Raw genomic sequence first — 17,044 nt, 5'->3', positions numbered from 1 at the left:
CATGACCGACCGTACGGGACTGTTCGACCTCACCGGGCGCTCGGCGCTCGTCACGGGAGCCGCCGGCGGGATCGGCTCGGCGGTGGCGGGGGCGCTGGCCCGCGCCGGAGCCGCGGTGCTCGTCACCGACGTGGACGGCAAGGCCGCGGCGGCCGTGGCGCGAAAGCTCACCGCGGCGGGCCTGAGCGCCGACAGCGCGGCTCTCGACGTGACGGACCGGAACGCCGCCGACAGCGCGGTCTCCCGGGCCGCCGCGTCGGCCGGCGGGACGCTGCACATCCTCGTCAACAACGCCGGGATCACCGCTCCCGCCATGTTCGACAAGCTGGAGGAGGAATCCGTCCGGCGACTGATCGACATCCATGTGATGGGCGCCTTCCACTGCACGCAGGCGGCCCTGCCGTTCCTCGCCACGGACGGGACCGGACGGGTCATCAACGTCACGTCCTCGGCCGGCCTGACCGGCACCCTCGGCCAGGTGAACTACTCGGCGGCCAAGGCGGGCATCATCGGCCTCACCAAGTCCCTCGCCCGGGAGCTGGCCCGCAGGCGCATCCTGGTCAACGCACTGGCACCACTGGCCGCGACGCCGATGACGCGGACCATCCGCACCGACCCCAGGTTCGCCGAGCCCATGCTCGCCCGCATTCCGCTCGGCAGGTGGGCCGAACCGGAGGAGGTGGCGGGGGCGTTCGTGTTCCTCGCCTCGGACGCCGCCTCGTTCGTCACCGGACAGGTGCTGCCGGTGGACGGGGGCATGGTCATGTGACAGGCGCCTTCCCGGCTGTGTTGAATGGTTCAGCCGAACAAGAAGGACGCCCGACGAGAGGCCCCACCGTGTCCAGCGCCGAATCCACCTCGCCCGTCCCCCGTTTCGAGACGCTCACCGTGCCGAAGGCGTCGGACGTGCTGGCGGCCGAGGTGCGGGAGCGGATCCTGTCCGGGGAGTTCGGCGAGGGCACGGCACTGCCTCCGGAACGCCAGCTGGTGGAGCAGACGGGGCTGAGCCGGGCCACGGTGCGGGAGGCGCTGCGCATCCTGGAGGTCGAGCGGCTGGTGGAGATCCGGCCGGGGCGCGGCGGCGGGGCCTTCGTGCACCGGCCGGGGCGCGAGTCCCTGGCGAACACCGTGCGGCTGGTGATCCGGGGGCAGCAGATCCGGCTGGAGGCGCTGCACGAGACCCGCGAGGCGATCGAGCCGGCCTGCGCGGCACTCGCGGCCCGCCGGCGCACCGAGCGGGATCTGGCGGACCTGGACGCCGCCCACGCGGATCTGATCGGGGCCGGCGAGGACGTCCCGCGTTTCCTGCGCGCCAACATCCAGTGGCACAACGCCGTGGCCAGGGCGGGCGGCAACGAACTGCTCATCGGCTTCCTGGACGCCCTCTCGGCGTCGATCCACGCCTCCACCGACCTGGAGCGGTTCATGGACGCCCGGGTGCGCCGGCTCACCGCGCGCACCCACGCCCGGATCACGGAGGCGATCCGGGCGGGCGACGCGGAGGCGGCGCGCCGGCGGATGAGCCGACATGTGTGCGGCTTCGCACGCGCCGCCGCCGAGGTGGACGACCGGGAACGGCTGGACCTGCCGGAAGCCGGCGCCTGACGGCCGGCCTGGAGCCGGAACGGTTTTCGGTGGCCACGCCCTGGCGAGAATGAAGTTCTCACATTACGGCAACACCATTGACAGTATCGGTCTGACCTTTAATACCATCGCGGCATGAGCGACGTGAGCCCCGTCCTGACCGTGGCCGCCGATGGTGACGTCCGCGTCGTCACGCTGAACCGGCCGGAACACCTCAACGGAGTGTCGGAGGAGCTGCACCGCCGGTTGTCCGAGGTGTGGCGCGAACTGGCGGAGGACGCAAAGGCCCGGGCGGTCGTCCTGACCGGAGCGGGGCGGGCGTTCAGCGCGGGTGGCGACTTCGGCCACCTGCTCCGCCACCACGACGACCCGGAGCTGCGGGAGCGCTCGATCCGGCTCGACCGCATCATCCAGACGGAGATGATCCGCTTCCCGCTGCCGGTGGTCGCGGCGGTCAACGGCCCCGCGGTCGGGCTGGGCTGCAGCCTGGCCCTGGGATGCGACCTGGTCCTCATGGCCGATGACGCCTACCTCGCCGACCCCCATGTGTCGGTCGGTCTGGTGGCGGGCGACGGCGGGGTCACCCTGTGGCCGCTGCTGACGAGTCTGCTGCGGGTCAAGGAGTACCTGTTCACCGGCGACCGCATTCCGGCCGCCACCGCCGTTCGGCTGGGCCTGGCCAACCGCAGCGTTCCAGCCGGTGACCTGATGACCGAGGCCCTCGCGCTGGCCCACCGCCTCGCCGCGCAGCCCGCGGAGGCACTGCGCGCCACCAAGGCGGCGCTGGCCGCGGTGGTCGAGCAGGTGTCCCGGGGCGGTATGGAGGCGGCGCTGCTGGCCGAGCGATCGACGATGACCAGCCCGGACCACATCCGGATCATCAACGAGCTGGCCTCCCGCACGCACCGCCGCCCGGCCGTCGCCGAGGAGGAGTGAGCATGCAGACCGAGGAGTTCACCCTGGTCCGCGACATGCTGCGGTCGTTCGCGGCCCGGCACCGCGTCGGCTGCGCCGACGAGGCCGAGCCGCGAAGCCGCAGGGCCGCGCAGCGGGCACTGGACGAGCTGGGCCTCGCGGAGTTGCGCCGCGGCTCGCCGCCCGCCGCGACGGTGCAGGAGTGCGCGCTGCTCGCCGAGGAGCACGGCCGGCAACCGCTGACGACCTCTCTGCTCGGGACGGCGCTTCTCGCCCCGGAGCTGCTGCGCCTGCTCGGGACCACGGCGGCGTCCCGTCCGACGATCGCCCTCGGCCGCGACCTGCGCTTTCCCGGGCCGCCCCCGTCACCCCTGGCCGCCTGGGACTGCGAGGCGGCCGACTGCGCGCTGCACGTCGCCCCCGACGGGACCGTACGGCAGGTCGCCCTGGGCCCGCCCGCACACACCGCCGACCTCCTGCGTGCCGTGTACACGGTCCCCGACGCCGACGGGAAGGTCCTCGGGCACCTCACCCCCGACGCGGGCCGGCGCTGGCAGGCGTACGCCCTGGTCGTCGTGACCGCCGAACTGGTCGGTGCGGTGGACGCCTTCGTGGGACTGAGCACGGACTACGCCCAGGACCGACACCAGTACGGGCGGCCGATCGGCTCCTTCCAGGCGGTGCGGCATCTGCTCGCCGACGCGAGGGTGCTGGCCGAGGCGTGCACCAGCGCCACCCGCTACGCCGCCTGGTGTCTGGACCACGAGCCCGCCGACCGGGCGCTGACGGCGGCTCGCGTGGCCAAGGCCGAGGTGAACGTCTCCGCCGTCGAGGCGGTGTACGCGGGCATGCAGGTCTTCGGCGGCATCGCCCAGACCTGGGAGCACGTGGCCCATCTCTACCTGCGCCGCGTCCTCGTGGGAGCCGGTCTGCTGGCGACCACGGCCGACCTGCTGCCGGCCCTGGCCGACCCCCGCCCCGCCACGCCGGCCGACGGCCCGTCCGCCCGCACGGCCGAAGACATCCCCGCTGTCGCTGCCGAACCGGAGACGACACGATGACCGACCTCCCGCTGGACTTCGGCGACCCCGCCGACCTCGAGCAGCTGCGCCGCGACCTCCGGGACTGGCTGGCCGAGCACCCGCTCCCGCCCCGGGACGCCGACGAGCCCCTCCCCGTCCACCTGCACCGCTGGCACCGCATGCTGCACTCCGGCGGCTGGGTCGGCCTCGACGTGCCGCGGGAGTACGGCGGACGCGGACTCACCCCCCTGCACCAGGTGGCGGTCAGCGACGAGCTCGGGGCACGGGGCGCGCCCGGAGTGCCGCGCATCGGGTATCTCGCCCACGCCCTGCTGGAGTTCGGTTCCGAGGCGCAGCGCCGCCGCCTGCTGCCGCGCATGCTCGCGGGCGACGACGTCTGGTGCCAGGGCTTCAGCGAGCCGGGCGCCGGCTCGGACCTGGCCGGCATGAGCACCCGCGCCGACCGCGGTCCGGAAGGTCACTACACCGTCAGCGGTCAGAAACTGTGGACCAGTTACGCCCAGTACTCCGACCTCTGCCTGCTGCTGGCCCGTACCGGCGCCGACGCGCCCGCGCACGCCTCGATCTCCGCGTTCGTACTGCCGCTGGACCGCCCCGGCGTGACGGTGCGCCCGCTGCGCGCGGCCAACGGTGACGACGAGTTCTGCGAGCTGTTCCTGGACGGCGTCCGCCTGGCCGAGTCGGAGCGGGTCGGCGCCGAGGGCGACGGCTGGGCACTGGCGATGACCACCGTGGCGTACGAGCGCAACGCTCTCGACACCGGCCATCTGCCCAGATACGGGCAGCTGGTGGAGCGGCTGCGCCGCCACGCCCGCGCACACCGCGACGGCCTCCCCGACGGGCTGCTGACGGACATCGGTCGGTGCGTCGTCGACTACGAGGTCCTGGTCGCCCACTCCCGTCGCCGGACCGCCGAACGCCTGGCCGGCCGGGCGGCGGGCCCGGAGTCCTCCATCGACAAACTGCTCATGACCCGCGCCGAGCAGCGCCTGTACGAGACGGCGCTGAAGGTGTTCCCCGAGGAAGTGCACGGGGAGGGCGGGGAGATCTTCGGCGACTACCTCTATTCCCGGGCGGCGTCCGTCTACGGCGGAACCTCTCAGATCCAGCGGAACATCATCGCCAAGCGCCTGCTGCGCCTGCCGGCCGACGGCCGTGGCTGAACGGAGTCCCGCCATGCGACACGACCAGGAGTTCCAGAGCATCCCGAACGTGGTCAGAGCGGCCGCCCGGCGGTTCGGCGACGCCCCCGCCCTCGTCGACGGGGACCGGCGCCTGAGCTTCCGGGAACTGGAGGACCTCATGCTCCGGGCCGTCGCCTCGGCGCGGACCCTCGGCATCGGACCGGGCGACCGGGTGGGCCTGTGCGCCCCGAACTCGGTGGAGTGGATCGTGGCCGCCCTCGCCATCCAGGGAGCCGGCGGGATCGTCGTCCCGCTCAACACCCGTTTCAAGGCCCCGGAGCTGTCCTACATCCTGCGCACGTCCGGAGCCCGCGCCCTCTTCGCCGCCTCGTCCTTCCTGGGCACGGACTACACGGCCGACCTCGAGCGGGCCGATCCCGGGTTGCCCGCACTGCGCACCACCGTCTCGCTCCCCGGGGAACAGGGCCGGGCCGATGTGACCTGGGACCGGTTCCTCGACCTGGGCACCGACCCGGCGACGGCCCACGAGGCCATCGACCGGCTCACCCCGGACCACATGAGCGACGTGATGTTCACCTCCGGCACCACCGGCCACCCCAAGGGCGTGGTCCTCACCCACGGCCAGTCCCTGCGCGCCTACGGCTGGATGTCCGGCGCGTACGGCTTCCGCGCCTCGGACAGCTTCCTGGTCATTCCTCCGTTCTTCCACTGCTTCGGCTACAAGGCGGGCTGGCTCGCCTCCTTCCTGCACGGCGTGACGGTGCTCCCGATGGCCGTCTTCGACGCGGGGCGGGCGCTGGAGCTGATCGAGCGGGAACGGGTCAGCATCCTGCTCGGCCCGCCGACCATCTTCCACGACCTGCTCCACCACCCGGACCGCCCGGACCGCGACCTGTCGTCGCTGCGGGTGTCCATGACGGGCGGCTCCACCATTGCGGAATCCCTGATCCACGCCATGAAGAGGGATCTGTCCTTCGACATCGTGCTGAGTGCCTACGGGCTCACCGAGTCCACCGCGCTGGTGACCACCACCCGCGTCGGCGACACCGAGGAGACGGTGGCCCGCACCACCGGCCGCCCCATCCCCGGCGTCGAGGTCCGCCTCACCGACGCGGCGGGGAACGAGGTGCCGCCGGGTGAGGACGGGGAGATCCTGGTACGCGGCTACAACGTCACCCAGGGCTACTGGGACGACCCGGACGCCACCGCGGCGGCGATCGACGGCGACGGCTGGCTGCACACCGGTGACGTCGGCCACCTCGACCCGGCGGGCAACCTGGTGATCGTCGACCGCAAGAAGGAGATGTACATCGTCGGCGGCTTCAACGCCTACCCGGCCGAGATCGAGAAGCTCCTGCTCGGCTGCGAGCACGTCGCGGAGGTCGCGGTCGTCGGCGTACCCGACGCGCGCATGGGCGAGGTGGGCTGCGCCTTCGTCGTCCCCGCGCCGGGCGCCCGCCCCACCGAGGCGGACGTCGTGGCGTGGGCGCGTGCGCACATGGCGAACTTCAAGGTGCCCCGGCACGTGCGGTTCGTGGACGCGCTGCCCCGCAACGCAAGTCTGAAGGTCCTCAAGGACGACCTGCGCGCCCGGTACCGGGAGGGAGAAGGCCGATGAGCGACGGACCGCTGGCCGGCGTCACCGTGGTGGCGCTGGAGCAGGCCGTGTCGGCACCGATGTGCACCCGCACCCTCGGTGACTTCGGCGCCCGCGTGATCAAGGTGGAGAATCCCCGGGGCGGGGACTTCGCCCGGCACTACGACGACGTGGTGGGCGGCCTGGCGGCCCATTTCGTGTGGGCCAACCGGGGCAAGGAGTCGGTGGCGCTGGATCTGAAGACCGGCCCGGGCCTCGCCGTGCTGCACCGGCTGCTGGAACGCGCCGACGTGCTGGTCTCCAACCTCAGTCCCGGCACGACCGCCAAGCTGGGCCTGTCCCCCACGGACCTGGAGGTGCGCCACCCGGAGCTGATCGCCGTGGAGATCGACGGGTACGGCGCCGGCGGGCCGCTCTCCCACAAGCGCGCCTACGACCTGCTGGTCCAGGCCGAGTCGGGGGCGTGCGCCGTGACCGGGCACCCGGGGGCACCGGCCAAGCCGGGGCCGCCGGTGGCCGACGTGTGCAGCGGCCTGTACGCGGCGCTGGCCGTCCTGGCCCTCCTGCACGGCAAGGGGCGGGGGCGGCCCGTCGCCCCGGTGGCGGTGAGCCTGTTCGACACGATGACGGAGCTGATGGGCTACCCGCTCACGTACACCCGGCACTCGGGCGTGGAGCAGCAGCCCCTCGGCATGGGCTCACCCGCCGTGTCCCCCTACGGCGCCTACCGCACCGCGGACGGGCAGACGGTCGTTCTGGGCACCACCAACGACCGCGAGTGGCAGCGGCTGGCCCGGGAGTTGCTCGGCCGGCCGGACCTGGCGGACGACGAGCGGTTCCGCACGAACGCCGGACGCGTGGAGCACCGGGCCGTCCTGGACACCGAGATCGCCGGCTGGTGCGCCCGGCACGATCTGGCCGACGTCCAGAGCCGCGCGGACGCCGCCGGGATCGGCAACGCGCGCTTCAACACCCAGCGGGACGTGCTGGCGCATCCGCAGTTGTCCGCCCGTGACCGCTGGCGGGAGATCGGCACCCCGGGCGGACCGGTCCCGGCACTGCTGCCGCCTCCGGTCATCGCCGGGTACGAGCCGCCGATGGGTGCGGTGCCCGCGCTGGGCGAGCACACGGACACCGTGCTCGGCGAACTCGGCTTCTCGGGCGAGGAGATCGCGGCGCTGCGTGCCCAGGGGGCCCTGCGGTGACCGTCCTCCTCACCGACGACGCCGACGGCGTACGGACCCTGACGCTGAACCGCCCGCACCGCAGGAACGCCATCGACGCCGAACTGTGGGAGGCGCTGCGCACGGCGCTGGAGGAGGCCGGACGGGACCGGAGCGTGCGCGCACTCGTCCTCACCGGCGCGGGCGGTGCCTTCTGCTCGGGCGCCGACATCTCCAAGGGCCTCAGCAGCGCCCACCCGGTGTACCGGATGCGCACACTGACCGAGGTGACGCTGCTGCTGCACGAGCTGCCGGTGCCGACGGTCGCCAAGGTGACCGGGGTGGCGGTGGGCGCGGGCTGGAACCTCGCCCTGGGGTGCGATCTGGTCGTGGCGACCCCGGAGGCGAGGTTCTCGCAGATCTTCGCGCGCAGGGGGCTGTCCCCCGACTGCGGCGGCTCCTGGCTGCTGCCCCGGCTGGCCGGCCTCCAGCAGGCCAAGCGCCTCGCGCTCCTGGCGGAGACGATCGACGCCGAGGAGGCCCGGGCCCTGAACCTCGTGACCTGGGTGGTGGACGCCGAGGAGGTGGACGCCTTCGTCGGCGACATCACCGCACGTCTGGCGGCCGGCGCTCCCGTGGCACTCGCCCAGACCAGGCACCTGCTGAACGAGAACGCCGACCGCACCCTGCGCGAGGCGCTCGCCGGGGAGGCCCGGGCGCAGGCGGTGAACTTCGCGACCGCCGACGTGCGGGAGGCGTACGCGGCCTTCGCCGGCCGACGCGATGCCCACTTCACCGGCGGCTGGGCGGTGCCCGCTGCGACGGCCCAACGATCGGAGGACGAGACGTGACTCGGGAAGCGGTGATCATCGGTGCGGTCCGTACCGCGGTCGGCAAGCGGGGCGGCGGGCTGTCCGGCGTCCACCCCGCGGACCTGTCCGCGACCGTGCTCGAGGCGCTGGCCGAACGGACCGGGATCGACCCGGACGTGGTCGACGACGTGGTGTGGGGCTGTGTGTCCCAGGTCGGCGACCAGTCGAGCAACATCGGCCGCTACTCGGTGCTGGCGGCGGGCTGGCCGGAGAGCGTCCCGGGGACGACGGTGAACCGGGCGTGCGGGTCCGGCCAGCAGGCGCTGGACTTCGCCGTGCAGGCGGTCCTGTCGGGCCAGCAGGACGTGGTCGTGGCGGGCGGCGTGGAGGTGATGAGCCGGGTGCCGCTGGGGGCCGCGAAGGCGGGCGGGATGCCGTACGGACCGCGCGTCCTCGACCGCTACGAGGGGTTCTCCTTCAACCAGGGGATCTCGGCGGAGCGGATCGCGCGGAAGTGGGGCTTCACGCGGGAGCGGCTCGACGCGTACGCCGCGCTCTCGCACGAGCGGGCGGCGGCCGCGCAGGACGCCGGGGCGTTCGACGCGGAGATCGTGCCCGTGGCCGGGGTCGACACCGACGAGGGGGTCCGGCGGGGCACGAGCGTGCACACGCTCGCGAGGCTCGAGCCCGCCTTCCAGGAGGACGGCGTGATCCACGCGGGGAACGCCTCGCAGATCTCCGACGGAGCAGCGGCCCTGCTGGTCACGACGGCGCAGAGGGCGCGGGAGCTGGGGCTCGCTCCGCTGGTCCGCTACCGGGCCGGCGCGGTCGTCGGATCCGACCCGGTGCTGATGCTCACCGGGCCGATCCCGGCCACCGAGAAGGTGCTGCGCAAGGCGTGCCTCGCCCTCGACGAGATCGGTGTGTTCGAGGTGAACGAGGCGTTCGCGCCGATTCCGCTGGCCTGGCTGGCGGAGACCGGCGCGGACGCGGAGCGGCTCAATCCCCTCGGTGGTGCCATCGCGCTCGGGCATCCGCTGGGGGCGTCGGGCGCGGTGCTGATGACCCGGATGATCCACCACATGCGCGCGCACGGGATCCGTTTCGGCCTGCAGACCATGTGCGAGGGCGGCGGCACCGCGAACGCCACCGTGGTGGAACTCGCCGACTGACGACGGGAGTCACCGTGCGCAGAGACGTCTTCACCACCGACCACGAGGACTTCCGGGAGCTGGTCCGGGACGTCGTGGCCAAGGAGGTGGTGCCGCACTACGCCGACTGGGAGAAGGCCGGGCGGCTGCCCCGCTCGTTCTTCGGACGCCTCGGCTCGCTCGGCCTGCTGGGCATGGCGATACCCGAGGAGTACGGCGGTGGCGGACAGCCCGACTACCGCTACAACGTGATCCTCCAGGAGGAGGCGGCCCGCGCCCTGGTCACCCTGGGCACGGTCCGCACCCAGCTCGACGTCGTCCTGCCGTACTTCCTGGCCTATGCCGACCGCGAGCAGCGCGCCCGCTGGTTCCCCGGCCTTGCCTCCGGCGCGCTGCTGACCGCGATCGCGATGACCGAGCCCGGCACCGGCTCCGACCTGGCGGGCATCCGCACGACCGCCGTCCGCGACGGGGACGCCTACGTCCTGAACGGCGCGAAGACCTTCATCACCGGCGGGCTGCTGGCCGATCTGGTGATCGTGGTGGCGCGCACGTCCCACGACCCCGGCGACCGGCGGGCGGGGCTGACGCTGCTGGTGGTGGAGGACGGGATGCCCGGCTTCACGCGCGGGCGCGTGCTGGACAAGATGGGCATCAAGGCCCAGGACACCGTGGAGCTGGCCTTCGACGACGTCCGGGTGCCGGTCGCCAACCGGCTCGGTGAGGAGGGCCGGGCGTTCGCGTACCTCGGGCACAACCTGCCGCAGGAGCGGATGACCGTCGCGGTGGGCTCCGTGGCACAGGCGCGGGCGGCGCTCGACACGACCGTCGCGTACGTGCGGGAACGCACGGTCTTCGGCACCACCGTCGCCTCGTTCCAGAACACGAAGTTCGAACTCGCCGCCGTCGCCGCCGAGGTGGAGGCCGCGCAGGCCGTCCTCGACCGGGCGGTGCTCGAACTGGTCGACGGCCGGCTCTCCGGCGCCGACGCCGCCAAGGTCAAGCTGTTCTGCACCGAGATGCAGGCGCGTGCCGTCGACCGGTGTCTCCAGCTCTTCGGCGGATACGGCTACATGCTGGAGTATCCGATCGCCCGGCTGTACGCGGACGCGCGCATCACCCGGATCTACGCCGGGACCAGTGAGGTCATGAAGGTCATCATCGCCAAGTCCCTGGGATTGTGAGGCATGGAGGATTTCTCGTCCCGTCCGGGTGCCGCGTTCGTCGCGGGCGGCACCGGCGGCATCGGCGCGGCGGTCGTACGGACGCTCGCGGCCCGCGGCAGTGACGTCGTCCTCACCTACCGGGCCGACGAGGAGACCGCACACGTGCTCACCGGCGAGGTGGAGGCCGCCGGGCGCCGGGCGGCCGCGATCGGGCTGGACCTCACCGACGAGGACGGCACCGCGCGGGCCGTGCGGGAGGCCGCGGCCGGCTTCGGCGGCCTGCACACCCTCGTCTACGCGGCGGGACCGCACGTCCCGATGACGCATCTCAGCAAGGTCACGCCCGCCCGGTTCCGGGCGCAACTGGAGGCCGACGCGGTGGCGTTCTTCAACCTCGTCCACCCCTCCCTGCCGCTGCTGCGGGAGAGCCGGGGCAGCGTCGTCGCCGTGACGACGGTCGCCACCCGCCGATACCCGGTCCGCGACGGACTGTCCTCGGGTGCCAAGGGCGCGGTCGAGGCGGTGGCCCGGGCACTGGCCGCCGAGGAGGGCCGGTACGGCGTGCGCGTCAACTGCGTCGCCCCCGGCATGCTCACCGACGGCATCGCGGGGCGGCTGATCAGCACCGGTGAGCTGGACGAGGACGCCCTCGCCGTGACCCGGCGCAACATTCCGCTGCGCCGCTTCGGGCAGGCGCGGGACATCGCGGAGGCGGTCGCGTTCCTCGCCTCCGACCGGGCGGGGTTCATCACCGGGCAGGCGCTGGGGGTGGACGGCGGGTACAGCGTCTGAGCACCGGTTCAGGAGGTGATCGGCCGGCCCGCCACGTACGCGGCCCGTACGGTCTCGGCGGACAGGGCGTCGAGCGCCTCGCGCAGCGGTACGTGGAGCAGGCACAGGTCGGCCGGCGCGCCCACCGTCAACCGGCGTGGGACGGAGGGTCGTTCGGGACGGCCGAGGAAGAACCGCAGGGCCGCCTCGGGGGTCACACTCTCACCGTCCTCCCTGGTCGCGGCGGCCCGCATGACGGCCCACGGGTCGTCGGTGCCGAAGGGCGCGTCGGTCCCCGCGGCCAGCGCGACGCCCGCCTCGGCCAGGCTCCGGCACCGGTAGAGGTGGGCCCGGTCGTCGGGGTGGACCTCGGCGGCGTACTCACGGCCCCGCTCCACCGGGAAGTGCGGCTGGGTGACGACCGTCAGACCCAGCCGCCGGATCCAGGAGACGGTCTCCACCGGGATCACCGCCCCGTGCTCGACGCGGTCTCCCTCGACCGGACCGGCTTCTTCCAGAGCGAGCAGGGTGACGAGCAACTGCACGCGGGTGACGCAGTGCACGGCGACCCGCCGGGGCCGTACCGTCCCGATCCGGACGGCCAGGTCGTGCGGGGCGGGCAGGGTGGCGTCGTCGAGCAGGATCTTGACCGGGGAGTCGAGGCCCATGACGGTGAGCCGCTGCGGCAGTACCGACAGGGTGCGCCGCAGTCCGGGAGCCGGACGGGGATCGGCGTTGGTGAAGCCGGTGACGCCGCGCCGCGCGGCCCGCCGGCCGAGGCGTTCCAGCTCCAGCCGGACCGGCGGCACCAGGCGCCGCAGCCGTTCGTCCTGCCGCCACAGCCGGCCGTCACCGCCCAGCCCCGCCGCCCGCAGCGCGGCGGTGTTCAGGAACCACATCGCCCCGCTGCGGTGCTGCACACGCACGGGCCGGTCGGTGACGAGCGTGTCCAGCACCCAGCGGTCCAGGTCACCGGCGACGCTCTCGTGGTAGCCGGTGGCCCGCACCCACTGCCCGGGCGGACCGCTCCGCAGCGCCGCCCCGAGCCCCTCACGCCCCCGTACGTCTGCGGGACCCACCCGCACCGAGGCGGCGTCCGCGGCCAGCGCCGTCAGGTGGACGTGGTGGTCGTGCAGCCCGGGCAGCAACGCCCCTCCGCGCCCGTCGACGTGCGCCTCCCCGGGAAGGCGGGGCCCGATCTCGCGGATCCGCCCGTCGGGGCCGATCCGCAGGTCCGTACCGGCGCGCCCCTCGACCTCCACGTTCCTGATCAGCACGGCGGCGTCCGGGAGGCGGCGAGGGCTGCGGCGCACGCCGCCATGGACACGCACAGCAGTTCACCGCCACCGGCGGCCAGGGAACGGACGACCGCGTGGGCGGCGTACAGGCCGGTGACGGGATCGGCGAGGGCGTCGCCGAGGAACACCGGGTCGCCGTGCGGGTCGCGGCCGACCAGACCGCCGGCCACCGCCGCGTCGTCACCGAAAGCGATCCGGTCGTCGTCGCGGCCGTAGCCCGTGATACCGACCCAGACCCGTCCGGGGCGCGCGGCGAGGAACTCCTCGGCGTGCACCCCCAGTCGCCGCAGCGCCCGGGGCCGCGAGGCCTCGATGACGATGTCCGCACGGTCCACGACGTCGGCCAGGGCGCCCGGGGAGAAGTCCAGCACCAGGCTCTCGTGTCCGTCGTGCAGCCAGCGGTAGAACTCCGGATTCCCTCGCCGTGCGCCGTCCGGTCTGGTGGTGCTCTCCACCTTGGTCACGTGTGCTCCGGCCAAACCCAGCAGCCGCGCGCACAGGGGTCCGGCCCACAGGGCGGACAGGTCCAGAACGCGCGGGACGGCCGGCGGACGGGTCCTTCGCCCGCCGAGGCGGCGAGCGCGCACCGGTTCCCGGCCGGACCGCTCCGAGCCGAGCGCGGCGGCGGGGATGCCGACGCGCTGGGCGGCGTCGGCGAGGCGGCGCGCGGTGGTCCGGCGCGCGGCACCGGCCAGGGTCGTGTCCCGCGCGTCGAGGAGAGCGAGAAGGGCGGGCAGCGACGCCCGGTCGTCGGGACGGGCCAGGTTGACGGCGGCCCAGCCGTCGGTGGTTTCCAGGAGCCGGCAGGAGCCGCCGGCGGAGGTCCGGTCCGGCGGCGGCAGCCCGGCGAGGCGGGCCCGCAGGAAGAGGACCGTGGGCAGGTCGACGGGGACACCGGTGCGGTCCGTGAAGTCCGCGACGACCGCCCGGAGCGGGGCGAGGCACGGACCGACGGCGGCCATCCCGCCACTGACGGTGAGAGCGGCATTCTTCACTGCGAAAACACCCTTCTCTCCAGGCTGCCAGCAGATTACACTCACCGCGTCATGGAGTCGCCCTTCCGTCTGGTCGATCTCGACCGTTCGGCACCGCCGCCGCCCTCGACCGACCAGGTCCTCGTGGGCGTGGCCACCCGTCCGACGACGGTCCCGGCCGGCTTCGACGTCGTGCTGACCGCAGACCCCGGCGCGCCGCGCCCCTGGGTGACCTGCGCCGAACCGCTGGTCGCCGCCGAGCGTGTCGGCGACATGGTCGGTCGGCGCCCCGCGGCCTCCCTGACCCTGGTCCAGGTGCTCCGGATGGGAGCGGGACTCTCACCGGGCGAGAAGCTCCTGGTCGAGTCCCTCGCCTACTCCGCCCTCCAGGGCGGCGCGGAGTTCCGCTCCTGGCGGGACGCGATCCCGCCCCGCAGACCGCGTCCCGCCGCCACCCCGGTACGGCTGCGCCGCGTCGGCGACCGTCTGACCGTCGTCCTGAACCGCCCCTGGGTGCGCAACGCCTTCGACGCGGCGACGCGGGACGCCCTGTGCGAGGCCCTGGAGGTCGCCGTGGCCGACCCGACGATCCTCCGGGTCGACCTGTGCGGTGCGGGCGCCGCGTTCTGCAGCGGGGGCGACCTCGGCGAGTTCGGCACCTCACGGGACCCGGCCGAGGCCCACCGGGTGCGGGTGGCGCGCAGCCCCGCCGCGCTGCTGCTGAGGTGCGCTTCCAAGGTGACCGCCCGGCTGCACGGCGCCTGTGTGGGAGCGGGCATCGAACTCGCGGCGTTCGCGGGACGCGTGACGGCCGCTCCGGACACGTTCGTCCGGCTACCGGAGATCGAGATGGGCCTGATCCCCGGCGCGGGCGGTACGGCGAGCCTGCCGGTACGCATCGGGCGGCACCGGACCGCCTACCTGGCGCTGTCCGGAATCCGGCTCACCGCACCCGAGGCACTGCGCTGGGGCCTGGTCGACGAGATCACCGGCAACGGACCGCACGGCGGCCACTGACATCGCGCCCACGACGACACAGAAAGCGAGACCATGACGGCACACCCCTTCGATCGCCCGTACGTGGACATCGACGAATCCCGTGACACCCCGCTGCCGCACCGCTACGTCCACGGGGGTTTCGAGGGCACCGCCACCCGCTTCTCCCTGTACTTCCCACCGCCCGAGAGCTATGAAGGGCGCTTCTACCAGCACATCACTCCCGTCCCCGACAGCGAGCACCTGGCGCCGTCCGCCGACGGGCAGGAGGACAAGATCGGTTTCGCGTTCGGCGCCGGTGGCTACTTCCTGGAGACGAACGGCGGTGGCCCCTCCGGAACACCGGGCTCCCACACCGACCCCACGATCGCCGGCTACCGGGCGCACGCGGCGGCCGCGGCACACTCCCGGGTGGTAGCGCGTCAGGTGTACGGCGACCACCGGCCCTACGGTTACCTCTACGGCGGCAGCGGCGGCGCCTTCCGGACGATGGGCTGTGCGGAGCACACCGAGGGCGTGTGGGACGGCTTCGTCCCCTACGTCCCCGGCAGCCCCATGGCCATTCCCAACGTCTTCACCGTGCGGATGCACGCCCAGCGGGTCCTGCGGGACGTGTTCGACCGGATCGTGGACGCGGTGGAGCCGGGCGGCAGCGGCGACCCCCACCAGGGGCTGGCGCCCGAGGAGAGCGCCGCGCTGACCGAGGTGACGCGGATGGGCTTCCCGATCCGCTCGTGGTTCGGGCACCGCACCATGGGGACGCACGCCTTCGGGACGCTGTACCCGCACCTCGTCCAGGCGGACCCCGGGTACTTCGAGGAGTTCTGGTCCATGCCCGGGTACCTCGGCGCCGATCCGCGCGCCTCGGTCCAGCGCGCCCGGGTCCGTTTCGACAGCACGGTGAGCGCCGTCCTCCGCCGGCGTGACGCTGCCGACCTCGGCCCCTTCGCCGACCCCGCCGAGAGTGTGAGGGGTGGCGTGGACGAGGCGTTCAAGGGGCCCGGGGGCGGTGGGGACGCCGTGGTCGCTCTCCGCCTGACGCGCGTGCCGCCCACCGGGACACTAGGCGCGGAACTGACCGCCACCACCGGTGAAGCCGCAGGTTCGGGGCTCCGGCTGAAGGGCATCTGGCGCGATCTGGCCGTCGTCGACATGCCCGGCGCCGAGCCGCACGTCCCGCCGGGTCTGCGACCGGGTGACACCGTCCGCGTGGACAACAGCAACTTCCTCGCGGCCCAGACCTACCACCGCCACCAGGTGCCGGGGCCGGAGTACGCGGCGTGGGACCAGTACCGCGACGCCACCGGCGCACCGCTGCCACCCCAACGCCCGTTCCTGCTCGCCCCGCTGTTCGCCGCCGCGGCGGCGGGCCACGTACCCACCGGCGAGTTCGCCGGAAAGATGATCGTCGTGTCCTGCCTGCTCGACCGGGAGGCCTTTCCCTGGCAGGCCGCCTGGTACCGCGACAAGGCCGCCGAGCATCTCGGTGACGCTCTCGACGACCGCTTCCGGCTCTGGTACGTCGACAACGCGCTGCACGCCGACACCGAACGGCAGGAACACCCGACCCGTTCCGTGAGCTACCTCGGCGTCCTGCACGAGGCGCTGCGCAGCCTCGCGGACTGGGTGGAGAAGGACATCCCGCCCGCCACCGGCACCCGCTACGAGATCCGGGACGGACAGGTCCTCGTCCCCGACTCCGCAGCCGACCGCGGCGGCGTCCAGCCGGTGGTGCGGATCACCGCCGACGGTGCCACGTGTGCGGACGTTCCCACCGGCACGAGCGTGACCTTGGCGGTGACCGTCGACGCCCCGCCCGGCGCCGGCCCGATCGTGCGGGTGCAATGGGACGCGGACGGAGACGGTACGTACGAGATCGACGACGTCGTCGAGCCCGCCTCCCGGCTCACGCTCGAGCGCCGGCACACCTACCTCACCCCTGGCACCCGCTTCGCCGCGGTCCGGGTCTCGGCCCAGCGCGACGGTGATCCGGTGACACCGTTCGCCCGCGTCGACAACGTGGCCCGGGCCCGAATCGTCGTGCGTGACTGACCGGGGCGCGCCCTCGGCCTCCCGCGTTCAGGGGTTCCCCGAAGCGTGGATCAGCTCGAGAAAGGCGTTCCGCGCATCGGCGAGGTCGATCTGCGGATCGAGCAGCCATTGCATCCGCGAGCCGTTGAGCACGGCCTGGAAGAGGGCGGCGGCACCGATCCGCGTCCTGGTCACAGACGAGCATGTCTGGGACAGGGTGAGGCACGTCTTCGCCGAGCACCTCCCGCAGATCCCTGTCTCCCACGCCGCCAGAAGTACGGCCGGCACCACTCTGCGGACCGTGATCGACCGGTTCTCCGGCACGGCCGACGCCTTGGAGTCCGCCTTCCCCGAAGCGCTCGGCCACTGCCACTGAGTCCCCGGCTGCTCCCCCACCG

16 protein-coding genes are annotated in these 17,044 nt (G+C 73.4%); 13 read left to right on the top strand and 3 right to left on the bottom strand.

Annotated elements, in window-relative coordinates; genetic code table 11:
* Window position 1: 1 nt before the first annotated feature.
* The 11 genes from ABZ340_RS17855 to ABZ340_RS17805 all read left to right on the top strand — a co-directional run bounded on the left by ABZ340_RS17855 (window position 2) and on the right by ABZ340_RS17805 (window position 11,368).
* On the top strand, window positions 2-769 hold the full coding sequence (locus ABZ340_RS17855; RefSeq protein ID WP_358782705.1) for an SDR family NAD(P)-dependent oxidoreductase: 768 nt from the start codon (window positions 2-4) through the stop codon (window positions 767-769).
* Window positions 770-837: 68 nt separating this feature from the next.
* The gene (locus tag ABZ340_RS17850; protein ID WP_358782704.1) at window positions 838-1,605 is read left to right on the top strand and encodes an FCD domain-containing protein; all 768 of its coding nucleotides are present in this window, start codon (window positions 838-840) and stop codon (window positions 1,603-1,605) included.
* Window positions 1,606-1,719: 114 nt separating this feature from the next.
* Entirely contained in the window at window positions 1,720-2,520 is an 801-nt protein-coding gene (locus ABZ340_RS17845; RefSeq protein ID WP_358782703.1) for an enoyl-CoA hydratase/isomerase family protein, read from the top strand.
* 2 nt (window positions 2,521-2,522) lie between these two features.
* A complete protein-coding gene (locus ABZ340_RS17840; RefSeq protein ID WP_358782702.1) occupies window positions 2,523-3,560 on the top strand; it encodes an acyl-CoA dehydrogenase family protein in 1,038 nt (345 codons plus the stop codon).
* Window positions 3,557-4,705 (top strand): acyl-CoA dehydrogenase family protein, encoded by a 1,149-nt coding sequence (locus ABZ340_RS17835; RefSeq protein WP_358782701.1) that lies wholly within the window; start codon window positions 3,557-3,559, stop codon window positions 4,703-4,705. Before ABZ340_RS17840 ends, ABZ340_RS17835 begins: the two co-directional genes overlap by 4 nt.
* A 13-nt stretch (window positions 4,706-4,718) precedes the next feature.
* Window positions 4,719-6,305, top strand: coding sequence for a FadD3 family acyl-CoA ligase (locus tag ABZ340_RS17830; RefSeq protein ID WP_358782700.1), 1,587 nt, complete (start codon window positions 4,719-4,721; stop codon window positions 6,303-6,305).
* Complete coding sequence (locus tag ABZ340_RS17825; protein WP_358782699.1) at window positions 6,302-7,489, top strand: CaiB/BaiF CoA-transferase family protein; 1,188 nt, start codon at window positions 6,302-6,304, stop codon at window positions 7,487-7,489. The genes ABZ340_RS17830 and ABZ340_RS17825 overlap by 4 nt, the downstream gene beginning before the upstream one ends.
* On the top strand, window positions 7,486-8,298 hold the full coding sequence (locus ABZ340_RS17820; RefSeq protein WP_358782698.1) for an enoyl-CoA hydratase-related protein: 813 nt from the start codon (window positions 7,486-7,488) through the stop codon (window positions 8,296-8,298). Before ABZ340_RS17825 ends, ABZ340_RS17820 begins: the two co-directional genes overlap by 4 nt.
* A complete protein-coding gene (locus ABZ340_RS17815) occupies window positions 8,295-9,431 on the top strand; it encodes a thiolase family protein (protein WP_358782697.1) in 1,137 nt (378 codons plus the stop codon). Before ABZ340_RS17820 ends, ABZ340_RS17815 begins: the two co-directional genes overlap by 4 nt.
* A 14-nt stretch (window positions 9,432-9,445) precedes the next feature.
* Window positions 9,446-10,594, top strand: coding sequence for an acyl-CoA dehydrogenase family protein (locus tag ABZ340_RS17810; protein ID WP_358782696.1), 1,149 nt, complete (start codon window positions 9,446-9,448; stop codon window positions 10,592-10,594).
* A gap of 3 nt (window positions 10,595-10,597) precedes the next feature.
* A complete protein-coding gene (locus tag ABZ340_RS17805; RefSeq protein WP_358782695.1) occupies window positions 10,598-11,368 on the top strand; it encodes an SDR family oxidoreductase in 771 nt (256 codons plus the stop codon).
* A gap of 8 nt (window positions 11,369-11,376) precedes the next feature.
* Here the strand turns inward: ABZ340_RS17805 and ABZ340_RS17800 are convergent, their stop codons facing one another.
* Both ABZ340_RS17800 and ABZ340_RS17795 read right to left on the bottom strand, forming a co-directional pair.
* A complete protein-coding gene (locus ABZ340_RS17800) occupies window positions 11,377-12,660 on the bottom strand; it encodes an amidohydrolase family protein (RefSeq protein WP_358782694.1) in 1,284 nt (427 codons plus the stop codon).
* On the bottom strand, window positions 12,618-13,640 hold the full coding sequence (locus tag ABZ340_RS17795; protein WP_358782693.1) for a CoA transferase: 1,023 nt from the start codon (window positions 13,638-13,640) through the stop codon (window positions 12,618-12,620). The genes ABZ340_RS17800 and ABZ340_RS17795 overlap by 43 nt, the downstream gene beginning before the upstream one ends.
* A gap of 51 nt (window positions 13,641-13,691) precedes the next feature.
* Between ABZ340_RS17795 and ABZ340_RS17790 the strand changes: the two genes are divergently transcribed.
* Entirely contained in the window at window positions 13,692-14,636 is a 945-nt protein-coding gene (locus ABZ340_RS17790; protein ID WP_358782692.1) for an enoyl-CoA hydratase/isomerase family protein, read from the top strand.
* 33 nt (window positions 14,637-14,669) lie between these two features.
* Window positions 14,670-16,667: a Tat pathway signal sequence domain protein gene (locus ABZ340_RS17785; protein WP_358782691.1), complete on the top strand. Its 1,998-nt coding sequence runs from the start codon at window positions 14,670-14,672 to the stop codon at window positions 16,665-16,667.
* Window positions 16,668-16,694: 27 nt separating this feature from the next.
* On the opposite strand, the gene ABZ340_RS17780 is transcribed toward ABZ340_RS17785, so the two are convergent.
* Window positions 16,695-16,841, bottom strand: a complete 147-nt coding sequence (locus tag ABZ340_RS17780; protein WP_358782690.1) for a hypothetical protein — start codon at window positions 16,839-16,841, stop codon at window positions 16,695-16,697.
* Window positions 16,842-17,044: the final 203 nt, after the last annotated feature.

This window comes from Streptomyces sp. NPDC006134 (genome assembly GCF_040628835.1).
Classification (GTDB): Bacteria; Actinomycetota; Actinomycetes; order Streptomycetales; family Streptomycetaceae; genus Streptomyces.
The sequence above is the reverse complement of the archived record's forward strand: the minus strand, read 5'-3'. Positions and strand labels throughout refer to the sequence as shown.